The sequence below is a fragment of the Massilia litorea genome (genome assembly GCF_015101885.1).
Classification (GTDB): Bacteria; Pseudomonadota; Gammaproteobacteria; order Burkholderiales; family Burkholderiaceae_D; genus Telluria; species Telluria litorea.
Genome location: NZ_CP062941.1, coordinates 21209 through 44173, shown reverse-complemented (window position 1 = coordinate 44173; position 22965 = coordinate 21209). Strand labels below are relative to the sequence as shown.

30 protein-coding genes are annotated in these 22965 nt (G+C 66.3%); 4 read left to right on the top strand and 26 right to left on the bottom strand.

Annotated features, from left to right (window positions below; all coding sequences use genetic code 11):
- Positions 1-28: 28 nt before the first annotated feature.
- The 9 genes from LPB04_RS00245 to flgB are packed head-to-tail and all read right to left on the bottom strand — an operon-like array spanning position 29 to position 6387.
- The gene (locus LPB04_RS00245) at positions 29-373 is read right to left on the bottom strand and encodes a rod-binding protein (RefSeq protein ID WP_193686832.1); all 345 of its coding nucleotides are present in this window, start codon (positions 371-373) and stop codon (positions 29-31) included.
- Positions 373-1491: a flagellar basal body P-ring protein FlgI gene (locus LPB04_RS00240; protein WP_193686831.1), complete on the bottom strand. Its 1119-nt coding sequence runs from the start codon at positions 1489-1491 to the stop codon at positions 373-375. Before LPB04_RS00240 ends, LPB04_RS00245 begins: the two co-directional genes overlap by 1 nt.
- 12 nt (positions 1492-1503) lie before the next feature.
- A complete protein-coding gene (gene flgH / locus LPB04_RS00235) occupies positions 1504-2130 on the bottom strand; it encodes a flagellar basal body L-ring protein FlgH (protein ID WP_229514998.1) in 627 nt (208 codons plus the stop codon).
- Between the two features lie 29 nt (positions 2131-2159).
- Positions 2160-2945, bottom strand: coding sequence for a flagellar basal-body rod protein FlgG (gene flgG / locus LPB04_RS00230; RefSeq protein WP_193686829.1), 786 nt, complete (start codon positions 2943-2945; stop codon positions 2160-2162).
- A 27-nt stretch (positions 2946-2972) separates the two neighbouring features.
- Positions 2973-3698, bottom strand: coding sequence for a flagellar basal body rod protein FlgF (locus LPB04_RS00225; RefSeq protein ID WP_193686828.1), 726 nt, complete (start codon positions 3696-3698; stop codon positions 2973-2975).
- Between the two features lie 13 nt (positions 3699-3711).
- A complete protein-coding gene (locus tag LPB04_RS00220; protein ID WP_193686827.1) occupies positions 3712-4908 on the bottom strand; it encodes a flagellar hook protein FlgE in 1197 nt (398 codons plus the stop codon).
- 20 nt (positions 4909-4928) lie between these two features.
- Positions 4929-5600 (bottom strand): flagellar hook capping FlgD N-terminal domain-containing protein, encoded by a 672-nt coding sequence (locus tag LPB04_RS00215; protein ID WP_193686826.1) that lies wholly within the window; start codon positions 5598-5600, stop codon positions 4929-4931.
- 4 nt (positions 5601-5604) lie between these two features.
- A complete protein-coding gene (gene flgC, locus LPB04_RS00210) occupies positions 5605-6009 on the bottom strand; it encodes a flagellar basal body rod protein FlgC (RefSeq protein WP_193686825.1) in 405 nt (134 codons plus the stop codon).
- Between the two features lie 15 nt (positions 6010-6024).
- Positions 6025-6387 (bottom strand): flagellar basal body rod protein FlgB, encoded by a 363-nt coding sequence (gene flgB, locus LPB04_RS00205; RefSeq protein WP_193686824.1) that lies wholly within the window; start codon positions 6385-6387, stop codon positions 6025-6027.
- A gap of 74 nt (positions 6388-6461) precedes the next feature.
- On the opposite strand from flgB, the gene flgA reads away from it, so the two are divergent.
- Complete coding sequence (flgA, locus tag LPB04_RS00200; RefSeq protein ID WP_193686823.1) at positions 6462-7172, top strand: flagellar basal body P-ring formation chaperone FlgA; 711 nt, start codon at positions 6462-6464, stop codon at positions 7170-7172.
- A gap of 4 nt (positions 7173-7176) precedes the next feature.
- On the opposite strand, the gene LPB04_RS00195 is transcribed toward flgA, so the two are convergent.
- From LPB04_RS00195 to LPB04_RS00115, 17 genes are read right to left on the bottom strand one after another with little or no spacing between them, the layout of a single operon-like run.
- A complete protein-coding gene (locus LPB04_RS00195; RefSeq protein ID WP_193686822.1) occupies positions 7177-7917 on the bottom strand; it encodes a glycoside hydrolase family 73 protein in 741 nt (246 codons plus the stop codon).
- Entirely contained in the window at positions 7904-8323 is a 420-nt protein-coding gene (gene flgN, locus LPB04_RS00190) for a flagellar export chaperone FlgN (protein ID WP_227496560.1), read from the bottom strand. Before flgN ends, LPB04_RS00195 begins: the two co-directional genes overlap by 14 nt.
- A gap of 32 nt (positions 8324-8355) precedes the next feature.
- Positions 8356-8631, bottom strand: a complete 276-nt coding sequence (gene flgM, locus LPB04_RS00185; protein WP_193686820.1) for a flagellar biosynthesis anti-sigma factor FlgM — start codon at positions 8629-8631, stop codon at positions 8356-8358.
- A 35-nt stretch (positions 8632-8666) separates the two neighbouring features.
- Positions 8667-9602, bottom strand: coding sequence for a flagellar motor protein MotB (locus LPB04_RS00180; RefSeq protein ID WP_193686819.1), 936 nt, complete (start codon positions 9600-9602; stop codon positions 8667-8669).
- Positions 9603-9605: 3 nt separating this feature from the next.
- Positions 9606-10517, bottom strand: a complete 912-nt coding sequence (gene motA / locus LPB04_RS00175) for a flagellar motor stator protein MotA (protein ID WP_193686818.1) — start codon at positions 10515-10517, stop codon at positions 9606-9608.
- A 46-nt stretch (positions 10518-10563) separates the two neighbouring features.
- A complete protein-coding gene (locus tag LPB04_RS00170) occupies positions 10564-11304 on the bottom strand; it encodes a FliA/WhiG family RNA polymerase sigma factor (RefSeq protein WP_193686817.1) in 741 nt (246 codons plus the stop codon).
- Positions 11305-11318: 14 nt separating this feature from the next.
- Positions 11319-11786 (bottom strand): flagellar basal body-associated FliL family protein, encoded by a 468-nt coding sequence (locus tag LPB04_RS00165; RefSeq protein WP_227496559.1) that lies wholly within the window; start codon positions 11784-11786, stop codon positions 11319-11321.
- Between the two features lie 50 nt (positions 11787-11836).
- Positions 11837-13012, bottom strand: a complete 1176-nt coding sequence (locus LPB04_RS00160) for a flagellar hook-length control protein FliK (protein WP_193686815.1) — start codon at positions 13010-13012, stop codon at positions 11837-11839.
- Positions 13009-13326, bottom strand: a complete 318-nt coding sequence (locus LPB04_RS00155) for a hypothetical protein (protein ID WP_193686814.1) — start codon at positions 13324-13326, stop codon at positions 13009-13011. Before LPB04_RS00155 ends, LPB04_RS00160 begins: the two co-directional genes overlap by 4 nt.
- The gene (gene fliS / locus LPB04_RS00150) at positions 13319-13708 is read right to left on the bottom strand and encodes a flagellar export chaperone FliS (RefSeq protein ID WP_193686813.1); all 390 of its coding nucleotides are present in this window, start codon (positions 13706-13708) and stop codon (positions 13319-13321) included. Before fliS ends, LPB04_RS00155 begins: the two co-directional genes overlap by 8 nt.
- A 10-nt stretch (positions 13709-13718) precedes the next feature.
- The gene (gene fliD, locus LPB04_RS00145) at positions 13719-15065 is read right to left on the bottom strand and encodes a flagellar filament capping protein FliD (RefSeq protein WP_193686812.1); all 1347 of its coding nucleotides are present in this window, start codon (positions 15063-15065) and stop codon (positions 13719-13721) included.
- 21 nt (positions 15066-15086) lie between these two features.
- A complete protein-coding gene (gene fliJ / locus LPB04_RS00140; protein ID WP_193686811.1) occupies positions 15087-15536 on the bottom strand; it encodes a flagellar export protein FliJ in 450 nt (149 codons plus the stop codon).
- Positions 15533-16849 (bottom strand): flagellar protein export ATPase FliI, encoded by a 1317-nt coding sequence (gene fliI, locus LPB04_RS00135; protein WP_193686810.1) that lies wholly within the window; start codon positions 16847-16849, stop codon positions 15533-15535. Before fliI ends, fliJ begins: the two co-directional genes overlap by 4 nt.
- On the bottom strand, positions 16846-17532 hold the full coding sequence (fliH, locus tag LPB04_RS00130; protein WP_193686809.1) for a flagellar assembly protein FliH: 687 nt from the start codon (positions 17530-17532) through the stop codon (positions 16846-16848). Before fliH ends, fliI begins: the two co-directional genes overlap by 4 nt.
- Entirely contained in the window at positions 17529-18548 is a 1020-nt protein-coding gene (locus LPB04_RS00125; protein ID WP_193686808.1) for a flagellar motor switch protein FliG, read from the bottom strand. Before LPB04_RS00125 ends, fliH begins: the two co-directional genes overlap by 4 nt.
- On the bottom strand, positions 18529-20247 hold the full coding sequence (gene fliF, locus LPB04_RS00120; RefSeq protein ID WP_193686807.1) for a flagellar basal-body MS-ring/collar protein FliF: 1719 nt from the start codon (positions 20245-20247) through the stop codon (positions 18529-18531). Before fliF ends, LPB04_RS00125 begins: the two co-directional genes overlap by 20 nt.
- Before the next feature lie 29 nt (positions 20248-20276).
- Positions 20277-20612, bottom strand: a complete 336-nt coding sequence (locus tag LPB04_RS00115; protein WP_193686806.1) for a flagellar hook-basal body complex protein FliE — start codon at positions 20610-20612, stop codon at positions 20277-20279.
- Positions 20613-20998: 386 nt separating this feature from the next.
- Between LPB04_RS00115 and LPB04_RS00110 the strand changes: the two genes are divergently transcribed.
- The 3 genes from LPB04_RS00110 to fliP are packed head-to-tail and all read left to right on the top strand — an operon-like array spanning position 20999 to position 22953.
- Complete coding sequence (locus LPB04_RS00110) at positions 20999-21829, top strand: FliM/FliN family flagellar motor switch protein (RefSeq protein ID WP_193686805.1); 831 nt, start codon at positions 20999-21001, stop codon at positions 21827-21829.
- Positions 21830-22168, top strand: coding sequence for a FliM/FliN family flagellar motor switch protein (locus LPB04_RS00105; protein ID WP_193686804.1), 339 nt, complete (start codon positions 21830-21832; stop codon positions 22166-22168).
- Complete coding sequence (gene fliP / locus LPB04_RS00100; RefSeq protein WP_193688799.1) at positions 22168-22953, top strand: flagellar type III secretion system pore protein FliP; 786 nt, start codon at positions 22168-22170, stop codon at positions 22951-22953. The genes LPB04_RS00105 and fliP overlap by 1 nt, the downstream gene beginning before the upstream one ends.
- Positions 22954-22965 lie beyond the last annotated feature (12 nt).

The window sequence follows — 22965 nt, the reverse complement described above, 5'->3', positions numbered from 1 at the left end:
GAGACAGGCGACCAGTTGCATGGAAATATTAAGTGTTGCCTGGAGTAATTTTTGCAGGGACGAGCTGGCGCAGGATCGCGTCCGCGACGCCGAAGGCGCGCTGGCCGGCCATCTGCTTCGACAGGATGCCGTCGGCCATGTCCTGCATGTCCTGGTTGACCTTGTCCTTGAAGACGCTGTCCTCGTCGGCCATCTCGCGCGTGGTCGCGCGCATGTCCTTGAGCATCTGCGAGATGAAGAAGCTCTCGAACTCGACCGCGGCGCGGGTAGCCCTGGCGACGTGGGCGGCATCTTCGGCTGCCGGCGTCACCGCATCCGGCTTGTCGGCACCGGCGCGGGGCAAGAGGGGATTCAGGGGGAGGGTGCGGTCCATCAGATCACCACCAGTTCGCCTTCGATGGCGCCTGCCTGGTCGAGCGCCTGCAGGATCGCCATGATGTCGTCCGGCGAGGCGCCCAGGCTGTTGACCACGTCGATGATGGTCTGCAGCTTGGCGCCGCCCGGCCATTTGAACATCTGGCGGCCACCGCCCTGGTCGACCGACAGCTGGGACTGCGGCGTGACCGCGGTCTGGCCGCGCGAGAGCGGGCCGGGCTGGCTCACGTTCGAACTTTCGGAAATCACGACCTTCAGCGAGCCGTGGGTGACGGCGGCCGATTTCACGCGCAGGCCCTCGGCGATGACGACGGTACCGGTGCGCGAATTGAAGACGACCTTCGGCACTTCGACGCCGGATTCGACGGTGAGGTTGGACAGCTTGGCGACGAAGGCGACGCGCGCGGTCGGATCGGATGGGGCCACGACTTCGACGCTGGTGCCGTCGGCGGTGGTGGCCACCGGACCGAAGCGGCGGTTGATCGCTTCCACGACATTGGTCGCGGTCTCGAAATGCGGGTGGCGCAAGCGCAGCAGCACTTGCGGACGGGTGGCGAAATCGGTGGCGATCTCGCGCTCGATCATGGCGCCGTTCGGGATGCGGCCGGTGGTCGGGGTGTTGACCGTTACCGAGGAGCCGCTCTTGCCGGTGGCGTTCAGGCCGCCGACCACCAGGTTGCCCTGGGCCAGCGCATAGGTTTCGTTGTCGGCCGCGCGCATTTGCGTCAGCAGCAGGGTGCCGCCGCGCAGGCTTTTCGCGTCGCCGAGCGAGGACACGGTAACGTCGATCGCCTGGCCGCGCCGATAACCCGGCGGGAACACGGCCGAGACCATGACGGCGGCGACGTTCTTGTTCTTGGCGTCCTGGCCCTCGGGGAGCTTGACGCCGAACTGCTTGAGCATGTTCACGACCGACTGGCTGGCGAACTTCACCTGGGTCGAATCGCCGGAGCCGTTCAGGCCGACCACGAGACCGTAGCCGACCAGCGGGTTTTCGCGCACGCCCTCGATACTGACCAGGTTGCGCAGGGCCTGGGCGGCCTGCGCGGGCACCACGGCGCTCAATGCGAGCGCAGCGGCGAGAAGGAGTCGGGCAGTGCGGCGAATCTGGATCATGTCGGTCCTAATTTAAAAGGGCATCAGCGGTCCGGTGAAGAAACGCGTCAACCAGCCTGCCGAGTTGGCGTCGGCCAGCACGCCTTTCGCCGAATAGGCGATCCGGGCATTGGCCACGCGCAGCGAGGACACCTGGTTGTCGGCATCGACGTCGGCGGCGCGGATATAGCCCTTCAGGCGCAGGAATTCTTCGCCCTGGTTCAGGGTCATGTTCTTCTCGCCCGACACGCGCAGCAGTCCGTTCGGCAGCACTTCCTGCACGATCACGGTCAGCGCGCCGGACAGGGCGTTCTGCTGGGTGCTGGTCGAGTCGCCCTTGAAACTGCGGTCGGCCGACATGTCGAGCTGGGTCTTGCCGAAGGTCTTGCCGAGCGCGCCCAGCGGAGCAACGCCCACCGACGAACCCTTGCTGAAACTGGTGCCGGCGCGCTTGCTCGCCTGCGTGGTCTCCTGCAGGATCACGGTGACCACGTCGCCCACGCGGTAAGCGCGGGCGTCGGAGGTCAGCGACAGCGCGTCGCTGCTGAACACGCCGCCGGAAACGCCGTGCTGGGCAGTGCGCGCGACCGGTACCGCATCCTGGTCGGGGGCGGCATCAATCGGTGCGCGGGAAGCACAACCCACCAGCAACACCGTCATGATAGTTGCCGCAAGGCTAGAACGGAGCATTATCGGGCCGCCTGCGCCAGGTATTGCAGCATATTGTCAGCCGCCGACAACACTTTGGTATTCATCTCATAAGTACGTTGTGCAGCGATCATGTCGACCATTTCTTCGACGACCTGCACGTTCGAACCTTCGAGCGCGCCTTGCTTGAGCTTGCCCAGGGCGCCGTCGCCAGGACGGCCTTCGTTCGGCGCGCCGCTGGCGGCGGTTTCCGAGAACAGGTTTTCGCCGAGGGCCAGCAGGCCGGCCGGATTGACGAAGCCGGTCAGGGTCAGGGCGCCGATTTCGGTCGGGGCGGCCTGGCCGGGAACGGTGGCCGAGACGGTGCCGTTTTCGGCGATGGTGATCGCGGTGGCGTTGTTCGGCACGGTGATCTGCGGCACCAGCGGCAGGCCCTGGGCATTGACCAGGGTACCGTTGGCGTCGACCTGCAGCTGGCCGGCACGGGTGAAGGCGGCGTCGCCGTTCGGGCGGCGCACCTGCAGGAAGCCGTTGCCGGAGATGGCGACGTCGAGCTGCTGGCTGGTGGTCTGGATCGAACCGTTGGTGAACACCTTCTGGGTGCCGACCAGGCGCGTACCGTTACCGAGCTGGACGCCGTTCGACACCGTGTTGTCGGCGCTCTGCGCGCCCGGCTGGGCGTCGACCTGGTAGTGCAGGTCTTCGAAGACGACGCGGTCGCGCTTGAAGCCGACGGTGTTGACGTTGGCCAGGTTGTTGGCGATCGCCTGCAGCTTGGCGTCTTGCGCCTGAACACCGGTCTTGCTGATCCACATTGCTGGATTCATTAAATTCTCCTTTGATTGTCAGCGTGCTTAGGCGCCGAGCAGGCGGTTACCCGCCTCATTCATCTTGTCACCGGCCTGGAACAGTTTCATTTGCAGCTCAAAACTGCGGTTCAGGGCCATGGTCGCGACCATCTCTTCGACGGCCGACACGTTGCTGCCTTCCAGGGAACGGGCGCGCACGGTGACGTTCGCATCCGCCTGCAGCTGGTCGCCGTTGCGGGCGACAAGCAGGCCGGCTTCGTTCTTGGTCAGCTCGGGGCCTTCCGCATTCACCAGGCGCAGCTTGTCGATCACCTGCATCGTGGTCGCGCCTTCGGCCATCACCGAAATCGTGCCGTCGGTACCGACTTCCACCGCCGAATGCGGCGGCAGCACGATCGGCCCGCCTTCGCCCAGCAGCGGGCGGCCCGCCACCGACAAGGCGCCGTTGGCGTCGATGTCGATCGCGCCGGCGCGGGTATAGGCCTCGGCGCCGCCGAATTCGACCGCGAAATAACCGGTGCCGTTGATGGCGACGTCGAGCGGACGCCCGGTCTCGCGCACGGTGCCGGGCTTGGTCGAGACGGCGTCGGCCTGGGTGCGGGCCATGTGCACGTCGTCGTAACCGTAGCCGCCGAGCTTCTGGGTGGTCACCAGTTCCAGGTTGGCGCGAAAGCCCGGCGTGTCCATGTTGGCCAGGTTGTTCGCGTGGACCTGCTGGGCACGCAGCGTGTGCTCGGCGCCGGAGACGGCGGTGAAGATCAGTTTATCCATCGCGCGTCAGTCCTTAGCCCAGCGCCTGCATCAGGGTTTGCATCATCTGGTTCTCGGTCGTGATGACCTTCGAGTTCGCCTGGTAGTTACGCTGCGAGGTCATCAGGCCGACGAGTTCGGAGGTGATGTCGACGTTCGAGCCTTCGAGCGCACCGGTATTGAGTTTGCCGGCCAGGCCCGAGCCCGGGGTGCCGTACAGGGCAAGGCCCGAGGCGGCGTTGGCTTGCCAGCTGGTGTCGCTGGTCGCGGTCAGCGCGCCTTCGTTGCCGAAGGTGGCCAGCGCGATGGTGCCGACCGTCTGCTTCTGCTCGTTGCTGTAGCGCGCCACGACCGAACCGTCGGCCGCCAGCTCGACGCCGACGTAGTTGCCTGAGGCGTAGCCGTCGGTGCGGTTGGTGGTGCTGGTCGCTTCTCCGGCAAACTTTGTGGTGCCGGTGTAGTCGACCGTGAAGGCGATCGGGTTCGAACCATTGGTCGTGGTCAGGGTGAGCGTGCCCGACGTCGGGGTGCTGGTCAGCTGGCCCTTGCCGTCGAAGGTGAGGGTATTCGGCGTCGCGGTCGCGGCGGTCGGGAGCGCGCCGTCGAAACCGTAATACACATTGACGTTATTGCCCGACTTGACGAAGTACTGCGACACGGTGTGCTGGCTGCCGAGCGAATCGTAGAGGACCGACTGCTTCACCATGTTGTAGCTGTCGGACTTGCTGGCGTCGAAGGTCGGATTGACCGGCGGTTTCCAGTCGGCCGACAGGTTGCCCACAAACGTGACGCTGGTCGAGGCCTTGGCCGCGATCTGGCCGGTCGGGATCTTGATGTCGCCCATGGTGCCGAGCGCGCCATTGACGGCCGGGCCATAGCCCTGCACCTTGCGGCCGGCGGCGTCGACCAGGTTGCCGGCGTTATCGGCGGCGAAGATGCCGACGCGGCTGTACGACATCGTGCCCTGGCTGTCGCGGGTCACGAAGAAGCCGCGGCCTTCGATGGCGGCGTCGAGCGAACGGCCGGTCGATTCGACCGAGCCGTTGGTGCCGATGTTCTGGGTCAGCGACCCGACCGAGACGCCGTTCGCCTGCTCGCCTGCGTACATGGCGGAGAAGTTGGCGCGGCTGCTCTTGAAACCGTAGGTGCTCGAGTTGGCGATGTTGTTCGAGACGGCTTCCAGCTGCTCGTTGATGGCCTGGATACCGGAGAGGGCGATGTTAAAGCTCATGGCTGTTTGATCCTTGAATATCAGTTAGCGGCGAAGGCGGGAGCCTTGCCGTTGAAACCAGTAATGGCGGACGGGTCGATGTCGCCGACACCAGCCACCTGCAATACGACGGAACCGGTACCCGACAGACGCACGCTGCTCACGGTGCCGGCGATTTCGACGGGCACGGCGGCGCCGTCTGCGGTCCGGGCCGCGATCGAATAGCTGCCCGGCGCCAGGCCCAGGGCGCTCGGGTCGATCGTGAATGCTTGCGAACCTGCCGCGTGGTAGGGCAGGGCCAGGTTGTGCGCCTGGCCGTCGGCACCGGTCAGCACCAGGTTGGTCGCGCCGGACGCCGACGGCAGCTGGATGCTGCCGCTGACAGGCGCGCCGTCCAGGCGCAGGCGGTCGGTGGCGACCGTCACTTGCGAGCCCACTTGGCCGCCCATCGCCAGCACCTGCAGGCTTTGCAGCACGCTGGCGCTGGCGCTGGTGGTTTTGGAGAGGTTCTGCAGCGCTTCGGTCTGCGACAACTGCGACAGCTGGTTGACGAACTGGCTCGGGTCGGACGGCGCCAGCGGATCCTGGTTGCGGATCTGGGCCACGAGCAGCTTGGTGAACATGTCCTTGTTGGCGGAGACCTCGGCGCTGGGCGCGACCGAGTCGGTGCCGGCGGTGTTGTTCGAGGCGGCGAGGGAGTTATTGGTCAGCATGGTCTTAGCCTTCGCCCAGTTTCAGCAGGGAGGCCTGCATCGATTTGATCCGGCCCAGCACCTCGACATTGGTCTCGAAGGCGCGCGAGGCGGACATCATGTCGGCCATCTCGGCCACCGAGTTGACGTTCGAGTAGACGACCATGCCTTCGGCGTCGGCCAGCGGATTGCCCGGCTCGTAGACCTTGCGCACCGGGTCGGCGCTCTGCACGACGTCGAGTACCTGCACGCGGCCGCCGGCGTCGTTTTCCATGACGGCGGCGAAGACCGGTTTGCGCGCGCGATAGGCTTCGGCCTCCGATCGCGCGGCGGTATCGGCATTGGCCAGGTTCGAGGCGATGGTGTTCAGGCGTACCGACTGCGCCGTCATCGCGGAACCTGCGATAGTGGAGATGTCCTTGAAGCTCATGGTTATTGACCCGCCTTATTGACCATTGATGGCTTTGGCCAGACCGCGCAGCTTCATGTTGATGAAGGTGAGGCTGGTCTGGAAGTCCGAGGCATTTTGCGAGAACGCCGCCTGCTCGACGCCGATTTCGACCGTGTTGCCGTCGGCGCTGGGGTGGAAGGGCACGCGGTACAGCGCTTCGCTGCTTCCGTCGAGCGAGAGTTCGCCGTTTTCTTCGGCGGCCCGATCCTGCATCACTGCGCCGAAGTCGAGGTCGCGCGCCGTGTAGCCGGGCGTGCTTTCGTTGGCGATGTTCGCGGCCAACACCTTGGTCCGCTCGGCGCGTACCTGCAGCGCGTCGGCATGGACTCCCAGTGCGTCCTTAAAATTAATCGTCATGCTCGATCCTCCATCGGTGAACTGCAGTGTGTTTCGTTAGAATGGGTAAATCTTTGATTGCCAGGGTTGCTGCAATGATTCTTCGTGCTGTTCTTGTTCTCGTCCTGCCCCTTGCGCTGGCCTCGGCGCCGGTGTGCGCCGCGCCCTCCGTCGCCACCCAGGTCGAGGAGGCTGCCCGCGCCCAGCTGGAAAAACAGGCCAGCGCCTCCGGCTTGCGCGCTCCCCGCTTCGAGCTGGCCGTGGTACCGCCGCGGGCACCAATCGCGTGTCCGGGGCCGGTCGAGGTCGAAACGCTCGACACCCGGCAACCGAACCGTATGCGCTTCGCGGTGCGCTGCCCTCAAACCGGCAATTCCCGCCTCGAATACATCGTCCGGGCCCGCATTTCGGCGGAGGTCGTCGTCATGGCCGCCCCGGTCGCGGCAAACGAAGCACTCACGGAGTCACATGTTACCGTAGAGCAACGGGACATTACCAGCATTACGGACCCTGTGATTGATCCAAATGACGCTGTCGGCCAAACGAGCCGCAGAATGTTGCGCGCGGGCGACGTTCTCCGTAACAGTTCGCTATCGGCACCCGTCCTGGTCAAACGCGGCGACGCCGTCGTCATGATTGCGCGCATCGAAGGCATCGAGGTCAGCACGGCCGGCGAAGCGCTCGATGCCGGTACCAAAGGTGCAACGATCCGCGTGCGCAACAGCACCAGCGGCCAGACCCTGCGCATGCGGGTCGTCGCGCCCGGCACGGTGGAACCGAGCGAGATGTCTCGCCTGACCCGCTGATTCATCAGCCGTTGATGCCTTGCAGTTTGCCGGCCAGGCGCGCCAGCTTGGACGCGTAGGCCGGGTCGGTGGCGTAGCCGCCTTTCGCCAGGCCCTGGGCGAAGGCATGCGCGTCGTTGCCGGCGCCGATCGCGCCTTTATAGCGCGGGTTATCGAGCAGCATCCGGGCGTAGTCGCGGAAGGCGCTGGCCGCATCCGGATAGGCGCGGAAGCGTTCCTTCGTCTTCAGTGCGGCGCCGCCCACGTATTCGGTGGTGGCCGATTCGGCCACGGCGCCATCCCATTTGCCGCCGGCCTTGATGCCGAACAGGTTGTGGCTGCTCGCACCGTCGCCGGCGCCGGTGCGCATGATGGGGCGCTGGCCCCAGCCCGATTCGAGCGCGGCGTGAGCCTGCACCAGTTCCGGCGCAACGCCCAGTTTATCGGCCGCTTCCTTCGCCCACGGCGCGATGCTTTCCAGGAAGGCCTGCTGGTCTTCGCTGGTCGACTTGTCGTCGGAATTTCCATCCACCTCGGGCGCGGCCAGCACCGAGGCGGCGCTGCGCGCGCGCCACAGGCTGCCCTCGGGCGTCAGGTCGGGCGCCGAGGCACCGCCGCCGTTCTGGATGAAATCGGCGACTTCGCCCTGCACCCTGGCGAAGGTTTGGCCGAAGCCGCTGCCGCCACCGATCGCGGCGGTCGGGCGGGTCGATTCCGTCGGCAGCGTGGCCGCGATCGAGGACGTCGAGAACTCAGCGTGGCGCATAGGTACCGTCCGCGTTGTGCAGCACGCGCTGCATGGTCGAGAACTGTTCGGCCAGCAGGTTGCTGTTGCGCGTGGTCGCGCTCTTGCACAGCACGACCAGGCGTTCCAGCTCGCCCCACGACGCCGCCAGCCTGGCGCGGCCGGGTTCCGGCTGGGCCGCGATGAAGCCGGCCATCGTGCCTTCGGGGCCCTGCAGCGCGCGCACCAGCGCCACGCGCTGGCGGCGGCGCGCATCCATGGCGTCCAGCGCCGGCGTCAGCTCCTCGGCGAGGGCGCCCAGTTCCGCGCCCTGGTGCCGCAGGGCAGCCTGGAACTGGCGCTCGAGCAGCGCATGGATCGCGCTCGCGGCGCCCAGGTCCTGCTCGACGCCTTCAACCAGAGAGGCCGCCGCCTGCTGGCGTGTCATGCGAGGGGAAACTGCGGGCGAATAAGCGGACATTAGCGGCTCCCGTGGAAGCGCTGGATCAGGCCCGCGAGGCGCCCCGCATCGAAAGGCAGTTCGCCCTTGGCCAGCGCGTCGCGCAGTTCGGCCACGCGCGCGGCGTCGAAGTCGGGCAGGGCGGCCAGCGCCCTGGCGGCGGGCTGCAGCACTTCCGATTGCAGGGCAGGGCTGCTGTCCGCCACCGGGGCCGCGGCAGGAGCGGCATCGGAAGGAGCGGCAACTGCGCCAATCGCAGGCGTCATGGTCGGGGCGCCGGTTCCAGTGATTTTCATGCGGGTACCTCGGGTCTTGGATTGAATCGTCATGGTTACTTCGCCAGTTGGCCGCGCAGCGGCCTGGTCTCTCCGCCAGGAGCGCTGACCGACACGCCGTCAGTCAGCAGCTCGGTCGCGCCGGGTGCGCCGAACATCGCGGCCACCGAGCGCGATTGGGCGCGGGTCAAAATCATCAGCTCGATGCGGCGGTTGACGTCGGCATCGGTCCGCTTGTCGTCGAGCGGGGCGCGGTCGGCCATGCCGACCACCTGCAGCACGCTGTCGCTGCGCATGCCGCCCGTGAGCAGCTGGGCGCGCGCGGCCATCGCACGGTTCGAGGACAGCGACCAGTTCGACATGCCGGTCTTCTCTGCAAACGTGTACTGCACCGAGTCGGTGTGGCCGACGATCAGCATCTGGTTTTCCATCTGCGCGAACAGCGGGCCCATTTTCTGCAGCAGGCGCGCGAAGCGTCCGGTCGGCAGCGCGCTGCCGCGCATGAACATGCCCTGGCGGTCGGTATCGTGCAGCATCACGCGCAGGCCGTAGGGCGTCACCTCGGCGTGCAGGTTGGCAGCCAGTCCGGCTTCTTCGCTCATCTTTTCCAGCTTTTTCGACAGCGACTTCAGGTCGGCCGGCGAGTCGTAGGAGACGCGGGTGTCGGCCGTGGCGCCGGTGCCCTGGGCAGGGCCCATGCCGTCATGCATGGTCGGGAAGCGTTCGATCAGGCTGCCGCTCGGCGATGTGGCGATTTCCGGACGCTTGCCGGGACCTTCCAGCTGGCCGGCCGCGGCGTCCTTCGTCATGGCCTGGATCGCTTCCTTCTCGCGCGCGGCCATCAGCCACAGCACCAGGAACAGCGACAGCAGGGCCAGGCAAAAGTCGGCGAACGCGACTTTCCAGGCGCCGCCGTGCTCGTCGTGGTCGTGCTTGCCGCCACCACGCTTGATGATGGTCTGTTCGTGATGCTTGTCGTTCAGCTTGGACACAGCTTACCCCGTCATGCGATCGCTGTTACGGCGCCGCTTGTTCTGCGATTCGTCGTCGCCGCCCATCGCGTTGATCCACTGTTCCAGCTGGGCGAAGCTCGGCTTCGTGTTCAGCTGGATCAGGCGCCGGCCGGCGTCGATCGCCAGCAGGGCAGGCTTGCCGGCCACGTGGGTGCACAGCACGACCTTCACGGTTTCCATGGTCGACGCTTCGCCGTTGACGAGCTGCTTCATCATGTTCGACAGCGGGTCGAGCAGGCCGTAGCAGAAGAAGATGCCGATGAAGGTACCGACCATCGCCGCGCCGACCTTCTCCGCGATCGCGCCCGAATCCGCGCCTTCCGCCACCGAATACATCGCCATCACGATGCCGAGAACGGCGGCCAGGATGCCGAAGCCCGGCATGCCTTCGGCGATCTTGTGCAGCGATTTCGACGGTTGGGTCAGTTCTTCGTGGATCGCGTCCAGTTCCTGTTCGAGCACGCCTTCCAGTTCGTGGGCGTTGATTTTGCCCATCGCCATCAGGCGGAAATTGTCGACGATGAAGGCCAGCAGCTTCGGCTCGTCCAGGATGCGCGGGTAGCGCTGGAAGATCGCGCTTTCGCGCGGGGCCTCGACGTGGGCGTCGAGCGCCTTCAGGCCGCCGGCGGCCAGTTGCAACAGTTCGTACATCAGCAGCAGGAGCTGGCGCTGGAATTCCGAGTCGTGCTTTTTGCGCGACGCGATTTTCTTGAGCTGGTGCGCCATCTCGGCCAGCACGTGCTTCTCGTTGCCGATCACGAGGGCGCCGAAGGCCGCGCCGACGATGATCAGGATCTCGACCGGGTGCCAGATGGCCGTGGCCGTGCCGCCCATCAGCGCGAAGCCGCCGAACACGCAGCCGAGCACGATGAAGATACCTAGGAATTGCTGCATGACAGGCCTTTCTGGATGAGGATCATGGTTGTTTCTCTTGTTGTGGTCAGCGCGCCCCGATGGCGGCCTTCATCTTGGCCAGCGCGCTCTTGTTGAGCTGGCAGACGCGGGCGTCGGACAGGTCGAGCACGGCGGCGATTTCTTTGTAGCTGAGCTCGAACTCATAGATCATCTGGATCACGCGCTGTTCGCGCTCGGACAGCGCGCCCAATGCCTGTTCCAGGCTGCGGCGCACCATGAAGGAATCTTCCGGGCCGGGCGTGCTGTGGGCATTCTCGGTCGCTTCCTGCAGGACTTCGTCGAAGCTCAGCATCTCTTCGGCGCCGTCGTCCAGCAGGTGCTGGTAATACGCTTCCTGGGTGATGCCGAGCGAATCGGCGGCTTCCTGCGGGGTCGGCTCGCGGCCCAGGTTGCGGGTGAGGGCGCGCAGGCCGTCGCGCACGCGGTGCGCGTCCTGGCGCACGGCGCGCGGGCGCCAGTCCTGGCGGCGCAGCTCATCGAGGATGGCGCCGCGGATGCGCAGCGAGGCGAAGCTGCCGAAGCCGGTGTCGGGCGCGCCGTAGCGGCGCAGCGCCTCCAACAGGCCCATCAGGCCGATCTGCTCCATGTCCTCGCGCGACATCACGCCGGACACTTGCGAATTCAACTGGCGCACGATGCGCTTGACCAGCGGCGCATAGGCGACCAGGTGCTGCTGCTCCTCGCGCGCGCTCATGCCGGCGGCAGCGGATGCCTCCTGGTAGTCGCTGGCGCAGGAGGCGTCAAGGTAGTCGGCTGAATAGGCCATTCGATCCCCGGGCCTTATTCGACGATCAGCTTGCCGATCATGACTTCGCCGAACGGTTTTTCCCGTTCTTCGCTGGCATAACTGGCATTGAAGGTTTTGTTCAGCTGCGCGGCATACTGCTCGACCGACATCGTCGAGGCTTCCGCCAGCGTGTAGGCCGACAGCGAGCGCACCGCGACCGCGCGCAGCAGCGGCAGGTGTTCCTTGGTCGGCTTCTCGCCTTCCTCGTCGGTCGCCAGCACCAGGTCGGTCGACAGGTAGTGCGTGGTCGTTTCGTTCGGACCGCGCTTGAGCATCACGATCACCTTGTCGAGGGTGACGTATTTGGCCGGCTTGTCCGACTTCTTTTCCTTTTTCGGCTCGGCGTGCGCGACTTTTTCCGCACCGGGCGCGGCTTCCTGCGACTTCATCCACCACATGGCGCCACCGGCCGCACCGGCTGCCACGAGCACGACGGCGAACACGCCGACAATCATTTTCATCTTGCTGTTCATTGTTCGTTCAGTTAGTTAGCTACGGCCGAATGTCCGGATCAACCGCGCCCGTTCAAGGAGAACGGGGAATTGCCGGTATTCGCTTCTGCGAGGGCTTCGCCCGGGGTTTGCTCCTGCTGGCGGCCGTCCTGCTGGCGCCCGCGGCCTTCGCCGCCGGCGAACATCGGCGCCGAACTCGCACCACGCGGCGCCTGGGCGATGTTGACCGCGACGTCGGTGAACTGGCGCTGGGCCAGGTCGTTGCGCAAGCCTTCGCTGACGCTTTGCAGCTGGCGCAGCACTTCGCCGTTGGTCGCCGAAATATGCACTTCCAGCGAACCGGCGCTGTGACGGATCGCGATCTCGACGCGGCCCAGCATCGGCGGCTCGAGGCGGATCACGGCCTGCTCGGCGTTCTTGCCGACCTGCAGGTGCAGGCGCTCGCCGAGCGCTTCCTGCAGGGTCTGGCGCCAGGCGGTCGGTGGACCCGACAGCGTGACCGTATCGGCCGTGCGCTGCGCGGCGCCAGGCGCCGGTGCGGCCACGCCGAAGCTGTTCGCTGTGCCCCGCTCGACGGCCGGCGCGGCCTGGTCCCGCGATGCGTCGCCGTTCGCTGCCGGGGTGTCGGCGGCCAGCGTGACCGGTGCCGCTTTCGGTGCGCTGGCCGGTGCCGCCTCGACGGCGGCCTGGGTCAGCGGCAGCGCAGGCGCGGCGGCGATGGTGGACTGCGCGGCCGGTTCGGCGCGCCCGGTCCTGGCCGATGCGCCCGGGAGCGAAATGTCGGTATCGGCGGCTGGTTCGGATTCTTTAGCAGCCGGTACGCCCGGCAGCGCGGCGACGACCGCCGCCAGCGTGGCTTGCGCGACCGGCATCAGCGGCATCGACATGGCCATTGCGCCCAGCAGGGGCGTGTCGGCGGTTTGCTGTTCGTCGGCCGCAGTCCCGGCGTCGGCTTCGGCCGCGGCCACCGCGCCGTCCGGTGTGGCGGGGGCCGCGTCGGCGGCCGGCGCGGCCAGCTGGTCGAGCCCGAGCCATTGGGCAAAGCCGAGCGCCGGCTGGGCCGGGATCGGCTGGCCGACGTCGAGTGCCGCAGCTTGGGCAGGCGCCGCGCCTGCAGTATCGGACGCGACGGGCGCGGCGGGCGACGCGGCATCGTTCGCCGCCGCGGGAGCTGCGCCTTTTGCCAATGAGGCGGATGCGGCCGGCTGGTTCAGGTTGGTCAGGGTCACATTCATTCTTGGTGTCCGGCTAATTCGGTTTCGCTGGTGAGCGCATACGCGATCCAGCCATCCTTGTTGTTACGCATGTCGGCAAGGCGCGCGCCGAGGGTGTCGAGCGCCACGCCGCAGGCAGCGGCGGCGCCGTCGTGGGCCGCGCGCAGCTGCGCCAGCGCGGCCAGTTCGGCCGGGCTCCACGAAGCGCGCGCGCCGAGGCTGGACAACTGCGCCGGAAGGGCGCGGGCGAGGGCGTCCAGGCGTTCCCAGTCGCGCGTGGCGCCGGCATCGTGGAAGGCGGCGGCCAGCTTGCCGATCGCAGCACTTTTAGGCATTGCGTTCCTGCACGCCTTGCCAGCCCTGGCGGATCGTGGTCAGCACGCCGACCACTTCGTCGACCATCGCCGGATCCATCTTGATGCCCGCGCCCTGCAGGCGCGAGGAACAGAAGTCGTACAGGTTGGCCAGGTTGGCCACGACTTCGCCGCCCTGCTCGAAGTCGAGCGAGCTGGCCAGGCCGTTGATGATTTCGCAGCATTTGTCGATGCCGGCCGCTTTCTGCTCGTAACGCTTGCCGACGATGTGGCCGCGCACGCGCGCCAGTTCGTCGAGCAGGCCGTCGGTCAGCAGTAAAACAAGCTCGACCGGAGTCGCGCGCGAGGTCTGCGCATCGAGATTGACCGCATGATAATTACCGTAAGCTTCTTGATAGGACATGGCTATGAGTTTACTCTTTGGCGCTGCTGAACAAAGCGTCGAACAGCGAGGTGTTATAGGACATGCTGCTTTGAACGGACTGCAGCTGCGTGAACTGCGCCAGGTAGCGCTTGTAGGCGCTGTCGTACTGGCGGTCGAGCGAGGTTTGACGATCCGTCAAGCTCGCCTGCAGCTTGGTGACGGCCTCCTTGCGGCTGCTGATCTGGCCGTTGCTGCTGGTCCAGGTCTTCAGGTAGGTGTCGAGCTTGCCGGCGATGCCGGTCGACGTGGCGCCGCTGCTGCCGATCAGGGTATCGAGTCCGGTGGGGTTGGCCGCCAGCGCCTTGGTCAGCTTGGCGTTGTCGACGGAAAGCGTGCCTTCGCGGGTGGCGATGATGCCGAACACGGCCAGGCTGGTCCCACCGCTGCCGCGCACCAGGCTGACGAGCCGGTCGCGCAGGGCGCGTACGCCGCTGTCGCCGGCAAAGGCCCCGGCCGCGCCGCCGCTGACGGTGTCGCCCGGGCTCACCATGCCGTCGATCGCCGTCTTCAGCTTGTTGTAGGCGTCGACGAAGGCCTGGACGTTGGAGGTCGTTTTCGACGCGTCGGCGGCGACGGTGAGCATGACCGGCGTGCTGCCGGGGGCCTGCGCTTTCGTCAGCGTCATGCTGACGCCGTCGATCACGTTGAAGGTGTTGCCGGGCTGGGTAATGGCAGTGCCGCTGCTCGAGCCGATGTGCACGATCGCGTCCTGTGCCGCCGACAGCAGGGTCGGCGCGGCGCCCACTTTCGTCTTCAGTGCGGTGTCGGCGGTGGCGCTGGTGCTGACGCTGATGGTATTCGCCGCGCCGGTGGCGGTGGAGCTCAGCACGAGTTCGGAGGTGGCGCCGGTGGTGACGACCGAGGCTGACAGGCTGGTGTTGCCGGTGGCGCCATTGATCGCCGCCGCCAGGTCGCGCGTGGTCCAGGTCGCCTTGGTGCTGAGGTCGATCGTGAACGAGCCGCTGCCGACGCCCAGCGTGATCGAGCCCGTGCCGGCAAAGTCGGTCATGCCGCTGTACGACAGCTTGTGCGCGGTGGCGACCTGCTCGACGAAGAACGAATAGGTGCCGGCTGCGGCCGTCGGCGTCGCGGTGGCGCTGGCAACGCTCGTGTCGCTGAAGAGGGCGCTGTTGGCCGACAGGCTCTTGCCCACGCCGGTCAGGGCCGAGAGGCTGGTCTGGAAACCGGACAGCGCCGAGCTCAGCGACGTCAATGCCTTCTGGACGGCGGTGGCGGTTCCGGTCTGGCGCGTCAGGATCTGCTGGGTGCCGGCGGTAAAGCTTTGCGCCAGTGCCTGGGCCGTCGTTGTCGGGTCATAGGTGCCGATAGTTGCCATGAGTTTTCCTTGTGAGGGGCGTTACGCCCGGCCTGCCAGCCACGACTGGGTGGCGATATCGTCTTCGCGCTTGCGGGCGGCACGATCCTGCTCGCGCGCCAGCGCGTCCTGCTGTTGCTCGAGCACCTTGCCGAGCAGTTCGCGGCGCGTCCAGGCTTGCGCCAGGTTGCGCTGCGAGACCGCCATGTTCGCCTCATGCAGCTGGAGGTCGGTGCGGTGGGTGTCGGCCATGGCGAACACGGCTTGCTTGTACTGTCCGCAGTTCAGGGCCAGCGCCGGCGCCAGGCGGCCCGCGGGGGGATTGCCTGACGCGCCGCTGCCTTCGGCCAGCGCCTGCAGCCGTTCCAGGTTGGCCTGGTAGCGCGCGCGCGTCGCCTGCTGTCGCGCGAGTTCCGTCTGCAGCTTGTCGACCTCGAGGCTGCGCAGGTCGACCAGCGTGCCCAGGCTCTGAATCTGGTCGCGCCGGGTCATGCCATCATCCCTTGCAGCTGGGTGACGCAAGTGTCGAGCGGCGCGCCTTCGCGCGTGCCCTGGCACAGGAAGGCGTCGATGTGCGGCTGCAGGCGCACGGCGCGGTCGGTTTCCGGATCGGCGCCCGGCGTGTAGGCGCCCAGCGGAATCAGGTCGCGCACGCGCGCATGCTTTGCCATCGCGGCCTTGAGTTTGCGCGCCGCGTTCGAATGCTCGGGCGTCACCACTTGCGCCATGCAGCGGCTGATCGACTGGGCGACGTCGATCGCCGGATAGTGTCCGCGCTCGGCCAGTTCGCGCGTGAGCACGATGTGGCCATCCAGGATCGCGCGCGCGGTGTCGACCACCGGGTCCTGCTGGTCGTCGCCTTCGGCCAGCACGGTATAGATGGCGCTCATGCTGCCGTTCGGGTTTTCGCCGTTGCCGGCCGATTCGACCAATTGCGGCAGGTTCGAGAACACCGACGGCGGATAGCCGCGCGTGGCCGGCGGTTCGCCCAGCGACAGCGCCACTTCGCGCAGCGCCATCGCATAGCGGGTCAGGGAGTCGACCAGCAACAGCACGTTCTGGCCGCGGTCGCGGAAATGGGCCGCGACCGAATGGCACAATTCGGTGGCCATGACGCGCATCATCGGCGATTCGTCGGCCGGCGCCACGACCAGCACGGCACGTTTCAGGCCTTCGGGGCCAAGCGATTTCTCGACGAATTCGCGCACCTCGCGGTTACGCTCGCCGATCAGGCCGACCACGATCACGTCGGCCACGGTCTGGCGCGTGATCAGGCCAAGCAGCACCGATTTGCCGACGCCGGAACCGGCCATCAGGCCGACACGCTGGCCTTTACCGAGGGTCAGCATCGAATTGATCGCGCGCACACCGACGTCGAGCGGTTCGTCCACCGGCGTCTTGCGCAGCGGGTTGACCTTCGGCGGGGTGAAATTCAGGGGCTGGTCGCCGCCGAGGCGGCCCAGGCCATCGATCTCTTCGCCGAGGCCATTGACCATGCGGCCAAGCCAGGACGGGCCGATCATCAGGCTCGCTGCGGACTTCTCCGGCAGCACGCGCGCGCCCGTTGCCAGGCCGTTCGACTTCTTGAACGGCATCAGGTAGGAGACCTTGTCGCGGAAACCCACGACCTGGGCATCGAGCCAGCCGCCGTCATTGAGTTCGACGCGGCAGCGCTGGCCCGTGTGCAGCTTGCAGCCGACGGACTCCAGCAGCAGGCCTTGCGCGCCGACCAGGCGGCCGGTCGGCGTCGCGACCGGAACCGCGCCGATGTCGAGCGAACGCAGGGAGGCGAGGAGATCGCTCATGCCTGTTCTTCTTCCGTGCCCGCGACAGCGTCGCGCACCTGGTCCATGCAGGCGGCGAGGCGGCCCTGGCAGCCGGCATCGACTTCGTGGTCGCCCGCCTTGACGCGGATCTCGCCCGGCGCCAGGGAAGGGTCGGCCAGCAGGCTCCACTTCTTCACGCGCTTCGGATCGAGTTCGCTGACGCGCTTGAGTTCTTCCGGATTCATCAGCACTTCGACGGTGTCGCGCGCCGGCGGCATCGCGGCCAGGGCCTCGTCGACCAGGGCCAGCAGCTGGGTCGGCTGCAGGGCCAGCTCGGCGCGGATGACCTGGCGCGCGATCTTGCCGACCAGGTCGACGACTTCCTTGCGCTGGGCGGCCTTGAAATCGCTTTTCAGTTTTTTCAGGGCTTTCAGGGCATTGTCGACCGGCTTGCCGATCTGCTCCAGGTGGGCCAGCGCCTGGGCGCGGCCTTCTTCCAGGCCGCGCTCGAGTCCTTCTTCCTGGCCGCGGGCAAAGCCTTCGGCGCGCGCGGCTTCGTAGCCGGCGTCGAAGCCGTCCTGCTGGCCCTGGCGGTAGCCGGCGGCCAGCGCGCTGTCCCAGTCCTCCTGCGAGGGCGCACCCTCACCGGCGGCAGGCAGGGTACCGTTCGCGGCGCGCACCTGGTGCAGGGGCGGGAAGTGATAAGGCCGGAATTGCTTCATTCCGCAGTAGCCTCGGCGAACAGCTGCACGTCGATTTCGCCGGCGTCGGCCAGCGCCTTCACGGCAACCATGATGTCCTTGCGCGTCTGCTCGATGCGCGACATCGGCACCGGACCCGAACGGCGCATCAGGTCCTCGAAACTCTGCGCCTGGCGCTTCGGCATCGCGGACAGGATGGCGTCGCGCAGGGCCGGCTCGGCGCCCTTGAGCGCGATCGCCCACTGCTCGAGCGGGATGTCGTCGAGCAGGCGCGTGATGACCTGTTCGGTCTGGCGCGACAGGATGAAGAAGTCGTACATCGACATCTCGATCTGCGACACGACGTCCGGATCGTGGGCGCGCAACAGTTCGACCATGCCGGCGCGGTTGTTCGGCAGGCGGTTCAGGATCTCGGCCACCTGGCGCACGCCTTCGACGCTCGCACTTTGCGTGTCGAGCGCGGACAGGCAGCGCGTGACCAGGTCTTCGAGTTCCTTCAGCAGGTCGCGGTCGATCTCGTCCAGACGCGCCAGGTTCAGCAGCACCAGGTCGCGGCTGGCTTCCGGCAGGCCTTCGATGATCTGGCCGGCCAGCGCCGGGGACAGGAAGGCGAGGAACACGGCCTGCATCTGCACGTGCTCGTGCGAGATGAATTCGGCCAACCACTTCGGCGAGGCGTACTGCAAGCGCGCCATCATCGGGCGGATCGCGTCGCCGTAGATCGTGTTCAGGACGCTGTTGGCGATGTCGCTGCCCAAAGCCAGGTCGAGAGAGCGCTTCAGATAGGTACGCGAGGCGCCGTGCAGGCCGCTCTGTTCGCGGTAGTCGTCGAAGAAATTCTGGACCGCGTACTTGACCGAGTCGACCTTGATGCCGCTCATGCGCGACATCACCTGGGTCAGTTCGATCAGTTCGTCGCGCTCGAGGCAGCGCAGCACGGCGGCGGCCGGCTCTTCACCGATCGACAGCAGGACGATCGCAGCTTGCTCGACCGGGGTCAGGACGACGCCCTCGTCGTTATTGTTCAGTTCGGCCATGTTTTTTCTGCACCCATTGTTTGACGACTTCGGCAACGCGCTCCGGCTCTTTACCGGCCAGCACCTTGAGGTGATCGACCATCACATCCACGGCGGAACCCGCAGGCGGCAGATCATAGTTTTCCAGCAGCGGCACGACCGCGGCCGCGCCGCTCGGCGATGCGCCCACGGCCGCGGCGTTGGCCAGGGCAGGGGCCGCAGCGGCCGTCGCATTCGGCAGCGCGGCGGCCGGGCCGGCACCGGCCGCACCCGGGGCCGGCAGGGCCGGCGCCATGCGCGCCGTCACCGTGCGCAGCATCGGACGCGCCAGCAGCAGATAGCCGAGCAGGGCACCGACGATCCAGAGGCCGTAGCCGGTGGCGTCGACGATGGTGTCGCGCTCCTGCCACCACGGCTCGACCGGAGCGGCTTTCGGGAAGCTCAGGGCCGACACGGCGAGAACGTCGCCGCGCGCCGTGTCGATACCGAGGCCGCCGCGCAGCATCTTCTCGATGTTCGCCAGTTCGGCCGGGGTGTAGCCGGTCTTCGCGTTGGCCGCGCTGGCGTTGTTCAGCACCACCGCCACCGACAGCTTGCGCAGGCGGCCGCGCGAACGCTTGATCTGGGTGATCGCGCGGTCGTAGGCGTACTGGCGGGTGGTCGCGTTCTTGCGCGAGTTGGCGTTGTCGTTGCCCTTGTCGGCGGCAGGTGCGCCATCCGCGCCCGGTGCGGCAGGGGTGGCCGGATCGGCAGCGACCGGAGGACGGTTCGACAGGGTGCCCGGCACGCCCATCGCGAGGCGGCTCTTTTCCAGCTCTTCGCGCATCGCTTCGCTGGTGACCTTCGGGGCTTCGCCGTATTTTTCCTGGGTCTCTTCGATCTTGTCGTTGTCGATGTCGGCGGTGACGCTGACCTTGTAGTTGTTCGCGCCCAGTACGGGACCGAGCAGCTCGTTCACGTTGGCGCGCACTTCGTTCGACACGCGCAGCGCGGCGGCGTCGCCCTGGGAGGCGCCATCGAAGCCTTCGGCCAGGTCGACGCGCGAGGACAGGAAGTTACCGGCCTGGTCGACCAGCGACACGCGCGCCGGGGACAGGCTGGCGACGCTGCCCGAGACCATGTTGACGATGGCGGCAATCTGCTCGTTGCCGAGGGTGCGGCCAGGCTTGGTCGCGATCACGACCGAGGCCGAGCTCTGGTCCGAGGCGCCGGCGACAAACGAATTGGTCTTGGCGATCGCCAGGTGCACGCGCGCCGACGCGATCGCGTCCAGCGTCAGGATGCTTTGCGCCAGTTCGCCTTCCAGGCCGCGCCGGAAGCGCACGTCCTGCACGAACTGCGACACGCCCAGCGGATCGTTCTTGTCCATCAGTTCCAGGCCCGCCGGCAGCTGGGCGGTGACGCCCTTCGCCGCGAGCAGCATGCGGACCTTGCCCAGATCGCCGGACGGCACCATTACCTGGCCGCTGTCCGGATGGATGCGGTAGGGGATGTGCTCGGCTTCGAGCACGGTCATCATGTCGCTGGCCGCGACCTTTTCGCGGGCGCCGAAGACCGGCTTGTAGTTGGCCTGGTCCTGCCACATGAACATCATGACGGCGGCGGTAATGACCACCGCCAGCACGAGCAGCGGCGTCAGGTTGTTGCGCAGCGCCGGCGGCAGGCCGGGCAGGGCGCCGAACCTGGCGCCGCCAAAGGCATTCTTGAGTTTCGAAATCACGTTAAGGTTTTCCGTTTATTCCAACTAAGTCAGACCGGCAGCTTGATCAGTTCGTCGACCGCGCCCATGACCTTGTTACGTACCTGCATCAGCATCGAGAAGGAGAGGCTGGCTTCCTGGCTGGCCAGCATGGCGCCGACCAGGTCGTCGCTCTTGCCGCTGTCGACGTCCGCCATCTTGACGGCCGCTGCCTGGTCCTGGGCATCGACGCCCTGGATCGCATTTTTCATCGTCTGGGCAAAAGAGAAGTCGGTTTGACCACTGGGCGTTGCCAGTTCGACAGATGATGCAATCGCCAGGCGTTGCGCTTCGTTTGTCAGTGCGGCAAGGTCGGCTTTGATCTGACCGGCTATTTCAATTCCCATTTGTTAAATCCTATGCGTTCAATGTTGCGTGTGGGTGACAGGCTGAGTAGCTTTTCTGCGACATTCGACGATTAAAATCTGCGACCTTTACGCCAAATGTTAAATATTGCGCATGTTAAACTTACATAGAAACATGATCCAAACCGCTGTAAAGTTCACGTTTTCCCTCGTAAGGCCGCTCTGTGCCGCAGGGAGGCGCGCAATTGAAGATACGATCTTACCGTAGGGCAACGGGGAATTCAAAGAGGAATATCAAGTGATCCGAAACATCTAAGCAGGTATAATTGTTGCCTTAGGGAATGAAATAAAAACACTTCCTGCCAATTATTCTAAATACGACATTTATGCCGTTTAACAATTCAACTGTTCAAGAGCGTCCCCATCAAGTGCTCGATCCGGCCCTGCTGGGCCGGCCCGTGCATTTGCTGCCGTCGTTTGCGGGCGCCTTCGCCGAGGATATGACGGCGATGCTGTCCGCACCCGGCTGGCGCCGCTACTGGAGCAGCTTCGAACTGGCGCAGGTCGCCTTCGAACGCGCACCGGAGGGCGGCGCCCTGCGCTGGCTGTCGATGAGCGGACCGCATGGCGTGGCCGCCGTCGCTTTCGAGCGTGCCCTGCTGGTGGGCCTGCTGGAAGCGCGCTACAGCGCCAAGGGCCCGGCCAGGCCGCTGAGCGATCCGGCCGGCGAGCGCGTCACCGCCACCGAAGAGCGCCTTGCCGTCACGCTGACGCAGCAATTGTTCGAAGTGCTGGCGATGCGCGTACGGGTGGCCGCCAGCGCCGCCGGCGTCGAGGTCGAACGGCGCGCGGCGGCATCGACTCCCACCGCTGCAACGCCGGCGGCGGCACCCGGCAAGAACGCCTGGGTATTGGCCGTCACCCTGCGCGAACCGCAGGGCGGCAGTACCGCGCGCTGCTTCATGGCGCCGGATGCGCGCATGATGGGCCTGATCCTGCAGGCCCTGCAGCCGGAGCGCCCGCAACGCGCGCAGCGCACCGGTGAATCGATCGGCACCAGCCTGAAGGTCAAGCTGGACGGACGCCTGATCAGCCATGAAATCACGCTGGAGGCGCTGTTCGGCCTGAAGGTAGGCGACGTGATTCCGGTTTCCGTCGGCCGCGCCGACGTCCTGCTCGACGAAGCGCGCCTGTTCACGGCGGCTGTCGCCGAGCACAAGGGCAAGCTGTGTTTAACCTCTTTTGAAGACGCTGAATAAATGGACATGAACCTCAACGATCAACTGGATGTCGACGTGCTGCTGGACGAAAACGTGGAAGTCGGCGCACCCGCGCGCAATCCTCGCCTGCCGCAGATGATGCGCCGCATCCCGGTCACGCTGACGCTGGAAGTGGGCTCGGCCCGCATCTCGCTGCAGGACCTGATGGACCTCGGTCCGTCGAGCGTGCTGCCGCTCGACGCGGTGGCCGGCGAACCGCTGGTCATCAAGGTCAACGGCGCTCCGATCGGGCGCGCTGAAGTCGTGGTGTCGGGTGAACAGTACGGCCTGAAGGTGATCGATCTCGACGGCCTGAACCTGGACCTGATCACGGCATGATGAGGGTAAGTAGCACCGCTACGCGCCGTGTCGGGGACACCGCGCTACGCGCTGCGACAGCGTTGACGCTGGCGGGCGCCGCTCTTCTGTTGTTTGCTTCCGCTGCCAACGCCCAGGACCTGATGGCGGGCGTCATCCCTGGCGCCAAGACCGGGATGAGCGTCAAGTCGCAGATCCTGGTGCTGATGACGCTGCTCGGGCTGCTGCCCGTGCTGGTCATGATGACGACCAGCTTCACCCGCTTCGTGATCGTGCTCTCGCTGCTGCGCCAGGCCCTCGGCCTGCAGCAAGGCTTGCCGAGCCGGGTCGTGACCGGCATCGCGCTGATCCTCACGCTGCTGGTGATGCGCCCGATCGGCGTGCAGGTCTGGAACGAAGCCTTCCTGCCCTATGACCAGAACAAGATCGGCCTGGAGCAGGCCCTGAAAACGGCCGAAGTCCCGCTGTCGCGCTTCATGCTGGCCCAGACCAGCAAGAGCGCGCTGGCCCAGGTTGCGCACCTGGCCGGCGAAGCGCCTGCGATGAAGCCCGAGGAGCGTGCCTTCACCGTCAAGCTGGCCGCCTTCGTGCTGTCCGAACTGAAGACCGCGTTCCAGATCGGCGCCATGCTCTTCATTCCCTTCCTGATCATCGACCTGGTGGTGTCCTCGGTGCTGATGGCGATGGGAATGATGATGCTGTCGCCGCTCGTCATTTCGCTTCCGTTCAAGCTGCTGCTGTTCGTGCTGGTGGACGGCTGGACCCTGACCGTCAACACGCTCGTGGGCAGTATCCACGGTTATTAGCCCGGAGCCTTC